The 15921-nt window shown below is 60.0% G+C and carries 14 protein-coding genes and 2 pseudogenes; 13 read left to right on the top strand and 3 right to left on the bottom strand.

Annotated elements, in window-relative coordinates:
- Positions 1–113: 113 nt before the first annotated feature.
- Positions 114–1517: a sensor histidine kinase gene (locus NMG70_RS21000; RefSeq protein WP_254026542.1), complete on the top strand. Its 1404-nt coding sequence runs from the start codon at positions 114–116 to the stop codon at positions 1515–1517.
- Positions 1517–2191: a LuxR C-terminal-related transcriptional regulator gene (locus NMG70_RS20995; protein ID WP_254026541.1), complete on the top strand. Its 675-nt coding sequence runs from the start codon at positions 1517–1519 to the stop codon at positions 2189–2191. The genes NMG70_RS21000 and NMG70_RS20995 overlap by 1 nt, the downstream gene beginning before the upstream one ends.
- Positions 2192–3608: 1417 nt before the next feature.
- On the opposite strand, the gene NMG70_RS20990 is transcribed toward NMG70_RS20995, so the two are convergent.
- Positions 3609–4358 (bottom strand): DUF1236 domain-containing protein, encoded by a 750-nt coding sequence (locus NMG70_RS20990; protein ID WP_254026307.1) that lies wholly within the window; start codon positions 4356–4358, stop codon positions 3609–3611.
- A 504-nt stretch (positions 4359–4862) separates the two neighbouring features.
- On the opposite strand from NMG70_RS20990, the gene NMG70_RS20985 reads away from it, so the two are divergent.
- The 8 genes and pseudogenes from NMG70_RS20985 (at position 4863) to NMG70_RS20950 (ending at position 12370) form a co-directional block, all read left to right on the top strand.
- Positions 4863–5045: a hypothetical protein gene (locus NMG70_RS20985; protein WP_254026306.1), complete on the top strand. Its 183-nt coding sequence runs from the start codon at positions 4863–4865 to the stop codon at positions 5043–5045.
- A 108-nt stretch (positions 5046–5153) separates the two neighbouring features.
- Complete coding sequence (locus NMG70_RS20980; RefSeq protein ID WP_254026305.1) at positions 5154–5444, top strand: hypothetical protein; 291 nt, start codon at positions 5154–5156, stop codon at positions 5442–5444.
- 437 nt (positions 5445–5881) lie between these two features.
- Positions 5882–6184, top strand: a complete 303-nt coding sequence (locus tag NMG70_RS20975) for a DUF982 domain-containing protein (RefSeq protein ID WP_254026304.1) — start codon at positions 5882–5884, stop codon at positions 6182–6184.
- A 321-nt stretch (positions 6185–6505) separates the two neighbouring features.
- The gene (locus NMG70_RS20970; protein WP_254026303.1) at positions 6506–7120 is read left to right on the top strand and encodes a c-type cytochrome; all 615 of its coding nucleotides are present in this window, start codon (positions 6506–6508) and stop codon (positions 7118–7120) included.
- 460 nt (positions 7121–7580) lie between these two features.
- Positions 7581–8053 (top strand): annotated as a pseudogene (locus NMG70_RS20965) ((2Fe-2S)-binding protein).
- A gap of 11 nt (positions 8054–8064) precedes the next feature.
- Entirely contained in the window at positions 8065–10311 is a 2247-nt protein-coding gene (locus NMG70_RS20960) for a xanthine dehydrogenase family protein molybdopterin-binding subunit (RefSeq protein WP_254026302.1), read from the top strand.
- Between the two features lie 220 nt (positions 10312–10531).
- Complete coding sequence (locus NMG70_RS20955) at positions 10532–11425, top strand: LysR family transcriptional regulator (RefSeq protein ID WP_254026301.1); 894 nt, start codon at positions 10532–10534, stop codon at positions 11423–11425.
- Positions 11426–11545: 120 nt separating this feature from the next.
- Entirely contained in the window at positions 11546–12370 is an 825-nt protein-coding gene (locus tag NMG70_RS20950; RefSeq protein ID WP_254026300.1) for an SDR family NAD(P)-dependent oxidoreductase, read from the top strand.
- Between the two features lie 262 nt (positions 12371–12632).
- Here the strand turns inward: NMG70_RS20950 and NMG70_RS20945 are convergent, their stop codons facing one another.
- On the bottom strand, positions 12633–13259 hold the full coding sequence (locus NMG70_RS20945) for a hypothetical protein (protein WP_254026299.1): 627 nt from the start codon (positions 13257–13259) through the stop codon (positions 12633–12635).
- Between the two features lie 297 nt (positions 13260–13556).
- On the opposite strand from NMG70_RS20945, the gene NMG70_RS20940 reads away from it, so the two are divergent.
- The 3 genes and pseudogenes from NMG70_RS20940 to NMG70_RS20930 all read left to right on the top strand — a co-directional run.
- Complete coding sequence (locus NMG70_RS20940; protein WP_254026298.1) at positions 13557–13748, top strand: Rossmann-fold NAD(P)-binding domain-containing protein; 192 nt, start codon at positions 13557–13559, stop codon at positions 13746–13748.
- Positions 13749–13872: 124 nt separating this feature from the next.
- Positions 13873–14304: a Rossmann-fold NAD(P)-binding domain-containing protein gene (locus tag NMG70_RS20935; RefSeq protein WP_254026297.1), complete on the top strand. Its 432-nt coding sequence runs from the start codon at positions 13873–13875 to the stop codon at positions 14302–14304.
- A gap of 55 nt (positions 14305–14359) precedes the next feature.
- Positions 14360–14581: pseudogene (locus tag NMG70_RS20930) on the top strand (DoxX family protein); the annotation flags it as partial.
- A 549-nt stretch (positions 14582–15130) separates the two neighbouring features.
- Here NMG70_RS20930 and NMG70_RS20925 read toward each other — a convergent pair.
- The gene (locus NMG70_RS20925) at positions 15131–15370 is read right to left on the bottom strand and encodes a hypothetical protein (protein ID WP_254026296.1); all 240 of its coding nucleotides are present in this window, start codon (positions 15368–15370) and stop codon (positions 15131–15133) included.
- Positions 15371–15921 lie beyond the last annotated feature (551 nt).

Raw genomic sequence — 15921 nt, 5'->3', positions numbered from 1 at the left:
TTGATCGGTGCAGATCAAAGATGGCGTCACTTAGCGTCGTTCGACGACAGATTGGCTGGTTCTCTCGAATCGTGCCGCTGGCGCGACGCGCCGCCGACCAGGCCGGTGGGGATATGGCGCCATACAGAGCGACAAGACTGATCGATCGGTGGAATGCACTGTCGCTGGCCACTCAGTTTCTGCTCGCCGGCGGGCTGTTCTCGCTGTCGGCGATGATCGTGGTGGGAATTTCCGTGACGAGCCAGATAGAAGCCGCCGTCACCCGCAACTCGGCTTCTGCCACCGCTCTCTACGTCGACAGCGTCATCGCGCCGCTGCTTCCCGATATGCGCAGGAGCGAGATGCTCGACGAGAGCGTTGCGCACGCGCTGGATGAGACGCTGGGGCAAGGCGCACTCGGCACAAGGCTCGAATCCTTCAAGCTCTGGCGCCGCGATGGCACCATCCTCTATTCTACCAATAAGGATTTGGTCGGGAAGCGCTTTCCACTCAGCGACAATCTCCGGGCCGCATTCGCAGGCGACATAGTTGCTGAATTGGACAAGCACTATGATGACCAGGCTGAGAGGGACAGCGGCTTGCATCTTCTTGAGATCTATAATCCGATGCTTCAGCCTTGGTCGGGCGAAGTCGTGGCTGTTTTGGAATTCGACGAGATCGCCACCGATTTTGAAAAGGATCTCCGGCAGGCACTCGTTCGGACCTGGTTCGATGTCGCAGCCGTCACCGCGGTTTTTTTCCTCGGTCTTTCGGTGATCGTTTTTCGTGGCAGCCGCACGATTCGTTCGCAGAGCCGCTCCTTGAAGCAGCGCATTGCCGAACTTTCCGTCCTGGTTGCTCAAAACAGAATGTTGAGGCTGCGGGTGCAACGTGCTTCGCAGCGCGCCACGGCGCTTAACGAACGTTACCTCAGGCGGATCGGCGCGGACCTGCACGACGGGCCGGCGCAACTGGTGGCCCTCGCTGCGCTAGGGATTGACAGCCCCGTGCTGGCCGATCCTGCCACGCCGGCCGCGGCGCGCGCACGGGAATTGCAGGTGGTTAAAGCGAATCTGGACGACGCGATGCGAGAAATCAGGAATGTCAGCAAGGGCCTTATGCTGCCGCATGTCGAGAATGCCGAGTTGACGGAAATCCTCGAGCTTGCCGTGCGAGCGCACGAAGAGCGGACCGGCGTCAAAGTGATGCTGTCCATGACCGGGGGCCACACACCCTTGTCGCCAGCGGCCAAGATCTGCATCTTTCGCTTCATTCAGGAGGGGCTGAACAACGGCTTCCGCCATGCCGGGGGTGCCGGTCAATCGGTCGGGAAACATTTCGACGGGGAGCGCGTTTGTATCGAGGTTTCCGACACCGGCCCAGGTTTCGACCCGAAGATCATCCACCCTGAACGGCTGGGGCTCATCGGGCTGCGTGAGCGGGTAGAAAGCCTCGGCGGCCAATTTGGGGTAACATCTTCACAGAATGGCACGGTGGTGAAAATGGTTCTCAACATAGTCGAAATAGGACAGGCGTGATGGCAGCGGCCATAAAGCTCGCCATTATCGACGACCATCCGCTGTTCAGGGAAGGCGTGGTGCGCACTCTTGAGCAGATAGGCGGGTTCGAGATCGTTGCCCAAGGCAGCAATAGAGATGACGCCTTGCGGATATCGGGAGACCAGCAGCTCGATATTCTCCTGATGGACATCTCGGTGCCTGGAGGGGGCCTCAGCGCGATCGAACCGGCTCTGGAGCGGCACCCGGATCTGAAAATCGTGATGCTGACCGTTTCGGAGGAAAACCAGCACGTCATGACCGCCTTGCAGAGCGGGGCAAGAGGCTATGTCCTGAAGGGTGTCGGGTCGAGAACCCTAGCCGCCATACTGCGCACGGTGGCGATGGGCGAACGGTATGTTTGCCCGCAATTGTCGGCGCGCGTGTTGGTCGACTTGTCTAGCCAACCAACCGCGACCGCGAAACCCGACGTGCTGGCCGAACTCACCAGTCGCGAAAGAGAGATCCTGACGCTCGTTGCCGCGGGATTGAGCAACAAGCGGATCGGTCTTAAGCTGAACCTGCACGAGAAAACCATAAAGCATCACATGACGCGAATTCTCGCCAAGCTCAATGTGAGCAACCGGACCGAAGCCGCGATGACACTGCGCGACGCGACCGAGCATCAGCATCCGCCTGCGCCCCATCCTGCGTGAAGCAAGGTAGCGTTGCGGCCTGTGAACTCGCCATCACTCGATCATGGCGAGCAGTCTTGCCCGATCGGAGCGCGTTGCCTGCCGCCGAATGATGGTTCGGCCCATCGCATCCCGCATTTCATAACGGCCACCGTCGATGCGCTCGCTGAGCCCGTTGGAATGCACCACACCCACACTTGACCCGCGCACTTCGATCCGGTCTCCAGTGATCGTGTTGACATATATTTTTGGCTTGTTGCCGGGATTTACCGCGGCAACTGGATTTGCGGGGGGATTGCCTTTCGATGATTTTGATTTGCCCTTGCCCGCGTTGGCATTGGAGTTCGAGTTCCCGGGTCCAGCGTTTCCAACATTCCCGGAGTTTCCAGCGTTTCCAGCGTTTCCGGAGTTTCCAGAGTTCCCAGAGTTCCCAGAGTTCCCAGAGTTCCCAGAGTTCCCAGAGTTCCCAGAGTTCCCAGAGTTCCCAGACTTCCCAGAGTTCCCTTGTGCCTGGGCGGCCTGCAGGCTGAGCGTCAGGGACAGGCCGTCCTGTGCCACGCGATAGGGGCTGACGACGAGAACCAAGGTCGATGCGGTGAGGCAGATGGCGACGCGAAGCGTTCGAAGAGATTTGAGCCTGCGCTGCGATTGAGAGCACGCAGGCCGCACATTCATCCTGCCGAGAACTCTTGTCGCACGAAGCCTCAGGCGTTGCGGCCGTGTCGCGTCTGTGGCCAATGAATTTGCCAAAAGCACGCTAGAATATCCTCTGACCGTCACGGTCTGCGTTGCATTTCTACCTGTTTCGAATTCGCCCGAGCCAATCCTGTGTACTCTGCACCATCTATCACGCTTTCGCCATCATCAGGCGGTGTCAAGACCCACCAGTCCACGGGGAGAAACCGGTGGGGTCTCGCTAGCGCAGGAAGGGACTCATTACTGCGCAAGTGTGTTGCCTTCATTGATCGGGCCCATCAGCCGATAATAAGCCCGACGGCCGCGACCCCGAACACCGAGCCAAATACCGGAAAAAGCAACCAACGTGCCTGGTGAATGCTGGGGTCCATTGCAACCTCGTGTCACGGGTTGGCATTGCAACGACGCCTGCAGGAGCTCGGTTCCTTAAGACTCTCCCATCTCAGGCTTTTGCGATAGAGGGTCCCCGACCAAAGCACTGCCGGCGCCAGCCCATGGTCGGACAGCGGGCAGACTGAAGTCCTATCTCAGGCCTTTTTGAGCATGAAAGGCGCCGTCGAGGAGTTGTCCATGTGGATAACGGCTGGAAGGATCCTCAACACGGAATAGACCGTCAGCTTGAAGAGCGATGCACCGGCACGTAAATAGCTGCCGCCGTCCGAGACTGCTCTCCAACCTCAATCGATGCATGTGAAGGGGTCCGCCGCTAGTGCGGCGAGCCTCTTCACGCCGTACAAGGGCGTTAGGTCAGAATAAGGACGATCTTGAGCGTACCCGGGTCGACGATGACGATTCGGCCATCGGCCAACACGAAATACTCATAGGATTCGTAAGCCGGGACGATCTCGACGATTCGCGGGGGCAGACGACGCAGCTTAACCTTCTGCCGCGGAACCTCGACACCCACTGATATGTCAAAATCGACGCTGGCAACCGGTTCGACGCTTTCCTGCTTGAGGATTTGGGTGATCTCCGTTTTCTGTTCAACGGTCACATTGCTGATCGCGCCGGTCGAAGTCTCATCCTGAGTAGAGGTCGTGCCCTGAGTCTGCTGCTCGGTAGTGGCACCGGCCTCGCCCTGGGTCTGCTGCTCGGTCTGGACCTTCGCCTTGTCCTGCGCCTGTTGGTCGGTTGTGGCGCCAGCCTCGCCTTGGGTCTGCTGCTCGGTGGTTACGCCGGCTTTGCCCTGGGCCTGCTCATCGGTCTGCATCTTGGCCTTGCCTTGAGCCTGCTCCTCGGTGGTTACACCGGCTTTGCCCTGGGCTTGCTCATCGGTCTGCATCTTCGCCTTACCTTGAGCCTGCTCCTCGGTGGTGGCGCCGGCCTTACCTTGAGACTGTTCGCCCATCTCACCGTCCGGGCAACCGGCAGAACCGGCCGGGCAATTGGTATCGGCGCCCGACTGGGTTTGGGCCGGCTGCTGTTCCTGAGCGAGCGCTGCACCACAGCCAACGCCGATGGCCAGCATACTGGTGATCAGAACTTTTTTCACGAGACGTCTCCTTCGAAAAAGTCTGTCCCTTCACGGGGAAAACCACCTCTGGAAAGTTTTGTTCCAGGCGAATTGACCGGGCGGAAGCGATCGGAGCCTGTTGGAACAAACAGTCCGCGTTCATGTGCGCGCCGTATTGAGCCATGGTGCGCGCGCCGAATAGGGTTCATGTCCTGTTTCCGGCAGAGGCGCGGGTTCTTGTTCGGCCGACGCGAGGTCCTGACAGGGGTGGTGATTGAGAAATCCGCGCTCGCTGCTGGACAAATCCCTTCCAACCGCCGGTTGGTAGACGCCGGGCAGCCGGCGCGCGTATGATTTGCCGGTCCGCGCGCACCGGGCACATCATCCTAGCCCCCAAGCCGTGCTTGGTGAATGCTTGATCGCCCCGTCGCACCTGCGGGTACGGCGGGCCTTTTCGTCTGCGCTAGAACTTCGTCGTCCTTACGCGGATAAGGCAAAGGGCCAATGCTCCATTCCACGACGCAGCCCTGGGAGTCAGACACCGTGGAAGAACCTATTTGGGAAACCACCAAAATCCATGCGGCGCGCGTTCGGCAGACCGCCGAGCGTGGAAGGGCGCTAGTTGACGACCTTCGCTACACACTGGCCCTGTCACAACGCTTGGTGCAGGCGTCGCGAGCGCTGCTGAAGCGGTCCAAGGACCAGGACGTGTCTGCCGAGCCTTGAACTGAAGCAGCCGGAAAAACTGGGCCGTCTTGCCTTGAAAACTGCGGAAAGCTAAAGATGTATATTAGCGAGTTGGGACATGGTTGAAGCAGAAGACTTGTTCGCGAAATGGACAAGAACACTGGCAGCGGTTTCCCTGAATGGCTTCAGAGGCATCTACCCGACGATCCGGTGATCGCATGGGATATCGCTACAAAAATTTCGAAAGAGACGCAGGGGGAAAATGCCCGCAGCGTCATCTGGAAAGGCGATCGAGACGAGAATTTGAACGAGAAGCAAGAGGAAGCTGACGCCGCCGTCAGCGAGCCGTACCCGTTCGTCTTGCTCCTGGTTCTTACTGTGCTCTCGATGGTGGCCGGGGCAGTCTACGCGGTCCTTCGTTGGGAGGTGTTTCTGTAGCGGCGAACACAGACCTGCGGTTTTTTCCTTTGAGGTTGGAACACTGCCCTGCGACGAAAGTTTAGTGCCAGCAGCGTAGTATTGTCCCCTCATACAACTGCTGCGAGATCGGTAGCTCCGGTCAGCCCGCGTCTTCTCCCCGAGGGCGCGGGCTTTCTGCTGTTGTCCAGGCCCTTTCCGGCGTGACGAATGCTGCCGACTGCCTTTGCGAGAGTTCGGTTTCATCGCGAGCAATGGAGTTCAGACCGTCCTCGGTTGCAGGTTGCAGCGATACACAGCGACGATTCGCATGCGGTCTCAGTCCTGCGAGGAGTTTTGCATCAGTCCCGAATTGGCCGTTCCTTGACAGCAAAAAGTGCGCTTCACATATTTCGCGCAGCCGTCGCTCACGGCTCTCGTGGAAGCTCAAACGCTCGTTCAGTTGAATGGAGGTTCTAATGAACGACAGGACTTTCGACCGGCCTGTTTTCGTCAGGAAAGGGGAGTTCATGGTGGAGGAAGTCGAATGCTTGGCTGATGCTTTCGAGTTCCTGCAGGAATGGCCGAAGAATCGCAGAGGGCCAATCTTTGAAACGGCGTTCCGAGCCTGCCAGCGCGCCTACGATGGCCAGGTTCCTATTTCAGTTGCACGCGAGGCTTTCGCCGGCTTCGCGAGATCGGCCAAGATCCTCGAGGACGTCTCTGCAGCTATGCCCTGGATGACGGCACAGAAAACCGGTCGCGGTGGCGTGACGGCGTAACCGCTGTAGCTGCCTAAAGCGCGTCGCGTTGGAATGGACTCATGCGACGCATGCGGCGCGCTTTAGGCTCTTGTAGTTGTGCATGCCGTTATTGCAAAACCGCTGCGCACCCTCGGTTCCAGCCCGAGGGCGTGCTTTTGCGCGACGTGCATTCGTGAAAGATGGCCGGCGCCGCAGGGAGCGGGGGAGGTGGGGTTGCCTAGGTTGTCGCCGGCCGGGTGGCGTTGGGGTTCGCCATGAAGAAAGAGTAGCAAAGTTCGCCAGATTGATTATGGCGTGATCGCGGAAGTTCGCCGGGCCTGCTGATAGCGGCGCTCCTCTATGCCTCCGAGGATTTCCCTTCCGACGCTTCGATGGGCTTTGCCTGCAGCACGCTCGCCGATCGGAACTGCGTATTTAGAGATCGCACTTCTGGGCTTAGGCAACGAACGCCAGCTAATCCGGCTTTGGCGCAGAGGTTATCGTCGCCAAATAGAAAGCCCGAGCAAATCGAAGTCGGATCATCTCTTCGCTAAGCAATTCCGGTCGGGCTTTTGGTTGTCCAATTCGGGAACAATTCGTGTGAAAAGAATTCTGCTCTGCGTCGCGTCCTCTGCCTTGGCCCTTCTGTCTATATCCGCCCCTGCCTTTGCGCAGGAGGATGCTACGCTGGGGCAAAGAGCGTTTCAACGCTGCTCAGGCTGTCATTCAACCACCGACCAGAGAAAAGCCGGCCCCGGCCTCGGCGGCATTGTCGGACGGCCCGCCGGATCTATGGAGGGGTTCCGTTATTCGGCAGCCCTGAAGTCGTCCGGAGTGGTATGCGACGAGGCAACGCTCGACCGGTTTCTAGCGGCGCCCCGCGAGGTTGTTCCGAAAACAACGATGACGATGGCCGTGTCTAAGCCTGAGGACCGACAGAATATAGTCGCATACCTGAAGTCCTTGTCGCAGTAGACTCGAATTTGCGTCCCGGAATGCGGGCATCGTTTTCGAACCCGCCCGCTATCGGAAAGTGGCGAGCCACCTTCGGTCATGTGCCGGCCTCCAACCCTGAGCACATGTGCAGTCTCTGCGACCTGCGGCAACGGCCCCGCTTTGTTCTGACGCCTACCCAATATTGCCAGGTGCTTTTCGAAGCGGAAGCAGCAGTCCTTTTCAGGGCCGTTCGCCGCAAGTGGCGCAGGTACTGCGATTCCAGCCCAGTGAACCACGCAAATGCGGACGTGCCTCGCCTGTGCCACGCATTCAGAAACCACGTTTCTAAGGTCATGCAAATTGCGCTGTCTAATCCAGCATCGCCCGGCGAGCTAGCTTTAGCGCTAGCCACCAAATTGCCAATGTCTCAGTCGGCCGGGAGCTCCAGGCCGCTTGGGAAGCCTGTTTGGGTGGAGCAACCCAGGAGAACCTACCGGCCATGATTTCACTGAATATCAAGGGCGAGAGCACGAGGTTGACGTTGACCCCGAAACCCCGATCCTTTGGGTCCTGCGTGACACGCTAGGAATGAGCGGCACCAAATTCGGCTGCGGCGCAGCGCTCTGTGGCGCTTGTACGGTGCATCTGGATGGCGAGGCAATCCGCTTGTGCAGCACGCCGATTTCCGCCGTTGAAAGCGGCAAGATCTCCACGATTGAAAAGACAACCGACGGCACCGACCGTGTCGGCGCGGCTGTCCACGCTGCATGGGTCAGGCACGACGTGGCGCAGTGTGGCCACTGTCAGAGCGGCCAGATCATGAGCGCGACGGCCTTGCTCGCGTCGCTGTCGCCCGGCGCGCAGCCGACCGCCGAAGAGATCGACTCCGCCATGGCCGGAAACATCTGCCGATGTGGAACCTATGCCCGTATCCGCGCCGCTATAGCCGACGCCGCCAGCACTCTCGTCTGAAGGAGACGCATATGTTCCCCAACATAGATCACAAAGAGCTGCCGCGTGCGCTGCAGCATATCATGGAACGGGGCCGTTCAACGACGGCCCAGGCGATGCCACGCCGCAGCTTTCTCAAGCTCACGGGGGCCCTCAGCCTGGCTGTCGGCATTTTCCCTGACTTGGCAGTCGCGCAGTCGACCGACGCCGATGAGGCGGCAGCCAGTCTGAAGCCAACCGAGCAGCCCTCTGCATTTGTTCAGATCGCGCCCAATGGAGAGGTTACGGTCACAATCAACCGGCTGGAGTTCGGTCAAGGCGTCCAAACGGCATTGCCCATGATCCTTGCCGAAGAACTCGATGCGGAATGGAACTTGGTGCGCAGCCAACTCGGCACCAATGACATGGCCTATGTCGATCCGCTCTTCGGCATGCACCTTACCGGCGGTTCGAACACAATCAAGAATAGCTTTACGCAGTATCGCGAACTGGGTGCTCGTGTTCGCGCCATGCTCCTGGCGGCCGCGGCGACCCGCTGGAACGTGGATGTGTCCACTCTGCGAACTGAGGCAGGCGCGGTTCTGGCCTCCGATGGCCGCAAGCTCGGTTACGGAGAGCTTGCCGAGGCGGCCATGGCCTTGCCAGTGCCGCAGAAGATTGCGCTGAAGGATCCCAAGGATTTCCGCATTATCGGCCAGCCCACCCGGCGTTTGGACGCTCAAGCCAAGAGCAGCGGCCAACAGAGTTTTGGCATCGACTTCAAGCTGCCGGGGCAGTTGACGGCGGTGGTGGCTCGTCCTCCGGTCTTCGGAGCTAAGATAGCCTCCCTGGACGACAGCGCAGCCCGCGCCGTCAAGGGCGTGAAGGCCGTCCTGCGCGTGCCACTGGATCGCGGTGCCGAGGGCGTGGCTGTAGTGGCCGACGGATATTGGCAGGCGTCTCAGGGCCGCGATGCCCTTAAGGTGGAGTGGGACACATCTGCCGTCGAAAAGGTCGATAGCGAACAGCAACTCGCGCAGTATCGCGAGATGGCCAGTCGCCCCGGCCCGCGCCAGTTCGATTCCGACATGGTGCCATTGGAAACGGCGCCCCTGAAGCTGGAAGCTGAGTTCGTGTTCCCGTATCTCGCCCACGCGGCGATGGAACCGCTGAACTGCACGGTACGGCTTGCCGACGATCGTGCCGAGATCTGGATGGGGAGCCAAAGTGCCGGACCCGATGCCGCCGCTGCCGCAGCCGCGCTCGGCCTTAAGCCGGAACAGGTCGTGCTTAACGTGCAGATGTCCGGCGGCGGCTTCGGTCGGCGCTTTTCCAGCACCTACGACACCGTGGTCGAGGCCTGCGAAGTAGCTAAGGCCGCCAAGGCGGCGGGGCTGAATGCACCGATCCGTACGCTTTGGAGCCGCGAAGACGATATGAGGGGCGGCTACTACCGTCCAATGCACCTGCACCGCGCCCGCATCGGCTTTGACGGTCAAGGCAATGTGCTGGCCTGGGATCACAGCATCGTCGGCCAGTCCATACTTACGGGAACCGTGTTCGAGCAGTTCATGGTGAAGAACGGCATCGACGCCGCCACGACCGAGGGCATGCGCAACCCCTATCCGCTTCCAATGCGCCTGACGGTGCATCATCCCAAGGCCAACGTGCCGGTTCTGTGGTGGCGTAGCGTTGGCTCCACCCATACCGCTTTCGTGATGGAGACCTTGCTCGACGATATAGCGCGTGCAACCGGCCAAGACCCTGTAGCCTACCGCATGCGGCTCTTCGGTGATCAGCACATTCGCCACCGTGACGCATTGCAACTGGCCGTGGACAAGAGCGGGTACGGCAAGACGCAATTGTCCGAGGGGCGGGCCTGGGGTGTGGCGGTGCACGAGTCCTTCAGCTCAGTGGTCGCTTACGTGGTGGAAGCCTCTGTTGCCGACGGACAGCCTAAACTGCATCGGGTCACCGCCGGGGTTCACTGCAATCTGGCCGTCAACCCTCTGACCGTGGAGGCGCAGGTACAGGGCGCGGCGATCATGGGCTTGTCGATGTGCTTGGCAGGCTCTGCAATTACGCTCAAGGACGGCGTCGTCGAGCAGAGCAACTTCAGCGACTATACGGTGGCGCGCATCACGGACGTGCCGAAATTCGATATCCACATCGTGCTAAGCGCCGAACCGCCCACCGGCATGGGCGAGCCCGGCTTGCCGCCATTGGCACCGGCATTTGCCAACGCCATAGCACGGCTCACAGGAAAACCGCTGCGTCAATTGCCGTTCAATCTGGCGTAGTGCTTTTTACGCCAAACCGCTTCTGCTCGCTGCTTGTTGTTCCGGCAGCGAGCGAGGCGCCTTCGGCGCTCGGCTGCCATCGGGCGTTCGGAATCCGCGCAGTACCAGGCGGTCCCGATGCTGACTCGTACCGGCGGGGCTGCGCAGAACATAAATATGTCGAGACAGGCATGCTGATTATCCGCCATAATCCTCATAGATTTAGAAATGAGGTTTATAGGTGAGACGAGGCGACTTCAGCGAATGGGCTGTGTTTATCGCGGTTGCCGAGGAGGGGAGCTTCACACGCGCGGCCGCAAAGCTCGGCCTCTCCCAATCCGCACTCAGCTATGCGGTGCGCATGCTCGAACAACGGATCGGTGTGCGATTGATCTCGCGAACGACGCGCAGCCTGTCGCTGACCGAGGCAGGCGAAAGGCTACTTACCAGCCTGCGGCCAGCATTTGACCATATCGACAGTGAAATTGCTGCGCTCACGGCGCTTCGCGACAAGCCTGCAGGCACGATCCGCATCACCACGTTCCGGCATGCCGCCCGGACTGTCCTGTGGCCCGTATTGTCGAAACTCCTGCAGAATTATCCCGACATCACGGTTGAGGTTCATGTCGATGAAGGTCTCACCGACATTGTCGCTGAGCGCTTCGACGCCGGCATCCGAATGGGCGAACAGGTGCAAAAGGACATGGTGGCGGTCCGGATCAGCCCGGACGTCAGGATGGCAGTCGTGGGATCCCCGTCGTACTTTGCCAATCGTCCCGTCCCGCAGACACCCCGCGACTTGAGCGAACACCGATGCGCGAGCTATCATCAGAACACCGGGGGCGGCCTTTATGCCTGGGAGTTTGAACAGGACGGTGTCGAACTTGAGGTCCGGGTCAATGGACCGGTCATTTTCAACGACAACGAGATGCTCTTGCATGCCGCAGTCGATGGCTTGTGTTTGGTGTACACGTTCGAAAACCAGATATCCCAGCATATTGCGGACGGCCGCCTGGTCCGGGTGCTGGAAGACTGGTGCCCGCCATATTCTGGCTACCACCTCTATTATCCAAGCCGGCGGCAGCATACAGCTGCCTTCACGCTTCTGGTCGACGCGCTCCGATACAGGGCATAGCGGGCGGCCGGCTATTTATCAATGTGATTTATAACTTCATGCCGATTATGCCGCCTAATCGGCCGGCGCGCCATCACCTACTTCCTGCTCATCGAAACAGGAGTTGGATATGAGCAAAGTTTGGTCATCACAGGGACTAGCAGCGGCATCGGCGCCGAAAGCGCGAGGGCGGCACTGAGAGCAGGCGATCGGGTGGTCGCCACCGGCCGCAATCTCGACAAGATGAGTAACGCTCTGCGTGGTGTCGCCAGCGACAGACTTGCGGTCGTCCAGTTGGACGTGGCTGATGCAATTCAGGCCAAGGCGGCCGTCGATAAGGCGATTGAGGCGTTCGGCCGCATCGACGTTCTGGTCAACAATGCCGGTTACAGCCTGCTCGGCAATTTCGAAGAGTTGACCACCGCTGAAATCGATGGGCTGATTTCGACCAACCTGTACGGCGTGGTTCACGTCCTGCGCGCAGTCCTACCCGTAATGCGCAAGCAGCGCTCAGGACAAATTATCAACGTCAGTTCGCTCGCCGGAATCATCGGCTTCAAGCATTGCGGGGCCTATAGCGCCGCCAAGTTCGCCGTCGAAGGCCTTTCGCAGTCGGTGGCTCAGGAAGTCGCTCAATTCGGCATCACGGTCACAGCCGTCGCGCCGGGCTTTTTCCGCACGGACCTCCTCGATGATCAGAACGCCAAGTACGGCAGCAGCACCATCGACGACTATGCTGCAGAAGGCAGCGCCAAAGCCATGTGGTCCGGCTACAACGGCAAGCAGCAGGGTGACCCCGCCAAACTTGGCGAGGCCCTTGTGAAAATCGCCGGCATGGACAATCCGCCCAAGCAGTTCCTTGCCGGTCGCGACGCCGTTACTGCGACAAGGGCGGCGCTTGAGGCAAGGCTTGAGGAAATTCGCGCATTCGAGGACCTGTCCAATTCGACAGATGGGTCTTTCTAGCCCGGGCGAGATCAGAGCCCGAAGAGCGGGCCACGCTGTCTATGGAAGGCTCTAGGTTGCCCAAAATGTCTCGGAAGGCACGGTCCACTGGCGAATGGACTATCGGCTTGTGGGGATGTTGTAGGGGTCGCACATGGTTCAGTTAGCGTCGTTGGAGCCCTTGTCGTGGTACCGCGCCTTCTCGGGATCGATAGTGAAGCCGCCACCGCTCGACCTGCTTGCCGCATTGTATCGGTGGCAGAACTTGGTGAAGCGTCGCGTTTCAAAGCCGTCTGTGTACCAGACACCGCCCCAGACGTAGATGTATGTCTTCGAACCGACGACGAGGTTTCGGTGGAGCAGCGCCTTTGTCTGCACCCCGCCGCACCGTAGCTCCGGGATGCACCGCCCCGATTAATTCCGCACTTTGCTCGTCAGCCGGAAATGTCGCCAAGTTGCGGTCCAACGAGACCAGCATCTTAACTGACAGCCTGACATCTGTCGCAAAGACGCTACCAACGTTCTCAAGCGCAATGTATCCAATGATTGTTGGTTCAACACGTTTCATGCGCAACACTCCCGCAGGAGCTACGCTCAGATAGGCCCGCAGTTCGCGCTTGCTTGTCTCGTCGCTTTGTTTAAGCGCCGCCGTGGCGGTTCCGTTGGCAATGATCGACAACCGCAGCGTAAAGGTCAGGGCGACGATACCGGCTGCCGACAACCAGACCTGCCACCATGCCGCCGTTGCCATCGATCTCTCGACTGCGAGGTCGGCTACGCTTTCTTGAGCAAAGAGCGGACCCGCGACCAAACACATAAGCAGCATCGCAAGGCTGCCCTTGCCTGCCGCCGCAGTGGAATTAGCCACAAGCCTCGACTGCGGCAGAATGCGTAGAGCTTCGTCCTCCATCACTTCCCCCCTTCAGAATTTTGGAAGCAGCTTGTCTCTACACCGAACTTGCTGCCTGTCGTTGCGTCCTCGCAGCAAGACAGCCTGGCACAGGGTGCACCCGGTCGCAAATTCAGGGATAAGTCTACCCCGGACCGGCCTTATGATGAGCTTTGCAAACCTGTGCTTTGCGATCTCTTTTGCGGTGTGGGAGAGTCCTGAGACGAACAGCGCCGCAGACCGATCAGGTCTTCGGGCTGGCGGAAAAACAAAGTCGCCTTCATCTCGCGCAATGACATTGCCGCTGCAGCGGCGGGCATGCTCGTCAGCGACGGCCATGATGGAGCAATCTACAACCTCACCGGCCAGCAGAGCCTGACCGGCGCCGAGCGCGCCGCCATTGCGTCGCAAGTCCTTGGCCGCGAGATCCGCTTCCAGACCGCTGCGGAAGCGGCCCTGCGGGCGGGGTTCGCCCAGTTCGGCTACCCTGAAGTCGTGATCGATGCCTGATCAGCATCCAGAAAAAGTTCGCTGCAGGCGGCAACAACATTGTGACCGGCGATGTCGAAAAGCTTTCCGGCAGGCCCGCAAGGCCCTTTGTGAGGACGCTTGGCGAAGCGCTGCGGGCGCTATCATGAGCTTCAGCGTCATTGTCGGGGCGAGCAGCGTCGGAACTGCTACGGCGAACCTGCTTGCGAGCACCGGCGAGCAGGTCAAGCTCGTGACGCGCCGTGGCACTGGCCCGGTGCACCCTTTGATCGAGCGCGTGGCGGCCGATGCCACGGATCCCGAACGGCTGACCGCGATCAGCCAGGGTGCATCGGCGATCTATTGCTGCGCCAGCCCGGCAAACGACCGGTGGCCGACCGACTGGCCGCCGCTGTTCGAGGCTATGATGACCGCCGCGGAGAGGACGGGCGCGGTGCTGGCGAGTTACAGCAATCTCTACGGCTATGGACAGGTGAACGGCGCGATGACACCCCGCTTGTCGCGACGCACCCCAAACTCAGGGTCCGTGCTGATCTCTGGCGCGAGGCGCTGCGGCGCCATCAGGCGGGACGGCTGAAGCTGACCGAAATTCGCGCCAGCGATCATATTCCGCCCAACAGCTTGTTTGCCCTGGCGCCATCGGCATCATCCTGCCGGCTCTGACCCGCATCCTGCCACGCCTCACGCCGCTGGCCGCGCTGGGCTTCGTCACGATCCAGGTGCTGGCCATCGGTTTTCACGCGGCGCGCGGCGATCTCGCAATTGCACTTCCGTTCAATCTTGCGCTGCTTGGCTTGTCGCTGTTTGTCGTGTGGGGCCGTTGGTTCAAGGCGCCAATTGCGCCTCGCGGTTAGGTGCATCTCTGTCCGCCATCGCTGACCCAGGAGAGGTAACCCCCAAGCCTCCTGAGGACCGGAGCCTCCAGGCCATCGAAACGCTTCATCGCCGACTGGTCTGAACTGCGACAGGATTTTCGCACGTTCCGGACGGATCGGATCAAGCGCATGGCACGCTGAAGGAACGCTATCCGGGAAGTCATCGCGATCTCGCCAGCGGTGGCGAGCGCAAGTAGCTGAGGAGACGATCGAAGCATAAAACGTGAAGTTCTCACCTCTGAAAGGCTATGCGGAGGCCAAATCACCGTTCCGATTGCAGCCGCTGTACCGGAGTGGGCTGTGCAGGCTGTGATGCCAGATATGAGCCCTAATGCATGTCGCGCAAAAGTGTGCAGCGGTTTTGCGATAGCGACATGCGAAAAAACAAAAACCTAAAGCGCGTCGCATGAGGCCGGTCAAACGCGACGCGCGTTAGTCCCATTGGTACATGCTGGCGAGGGAGAGGACCTGAAATCCAACCTTCTCCACGGATCTGCGATCACCTTCGTAGTTGTCGGCTGATGCTGTTCAGTCGACCTGTTCAATCTGCGGGCCCGGGTCGACCGGCGCAGCCGGCGTGCAATCCTGCCCCTTGCATTCCTGGACAGGGTTATCGGCTGGTGGAAGGCAGTTTTGGCCTTCGCAATGAACTGCCGGCTCCGGCGCTTCTACATGGTTAGGCGGAACAAGCTGATCCTCAGCGCGAACGGCCGGCATTGCTACGCTGATCATGCCCGTGCAAAAGAGCGCAATCCCAAGCAATTTCATTTTCGCCTCCGTGGCCTGACAGCGAACTGTACCCTACACTTTCCAGCTGTGGCCGCATCCTCCAAGCCGAGAACGACGTTAACACCGGGTTTCAGTGCTGGCCGGAAGGCGCGGGCCGAATGATCAGCCTATCGCATGTCGGACGCAGGCCGGATAGGCGGCTGCGGTCGATGCGGTGGGTCGGGCGGATCAGCGGCACATCGGCGAGGGACGCTTGGATTGGCCGGATCGGCCTACAGACTTTCGCCACGTACGAAAGCGGCTCTGGAGTGGAACCGCGTGTAAGCGGCGTTCGCAATTTTGATCTGAAGTGGCTCCCCGGGCTGATCGAAACTGCGAACTACGAACTGCCGATCCCCCTCGAAACTACGCCACAGCCCACTATCAAGATTCGGAAGCGCGATCGCGAGCGCGCTGAGCGCACCCGATTGGCGGGCGGGCCGAAGCCAGCCCTCAGAGCGCGCTGTCGCACTCGTACGCGAAAAGGGTGAAGTGCGAACGTGCGATCTAACCGACATTGGAATTCCCCGCTGTTGTCTGGCCCGCATGTG

It is taken from the genome of Mesorhizobium ventifaucium (assembly GCF_935822925.1).
GTDB classification, from domain to species: domain Bacteria; phylum Pseudomonadota; class Alphaproteobacteria; order Rhizobiales; family Rhizobiaceae; genus Mesorhizobium; species Mesorhizobium ventifaucium.
This window is presented reverse-complemented; position numbering and strand designations above follow the sequence as displayed.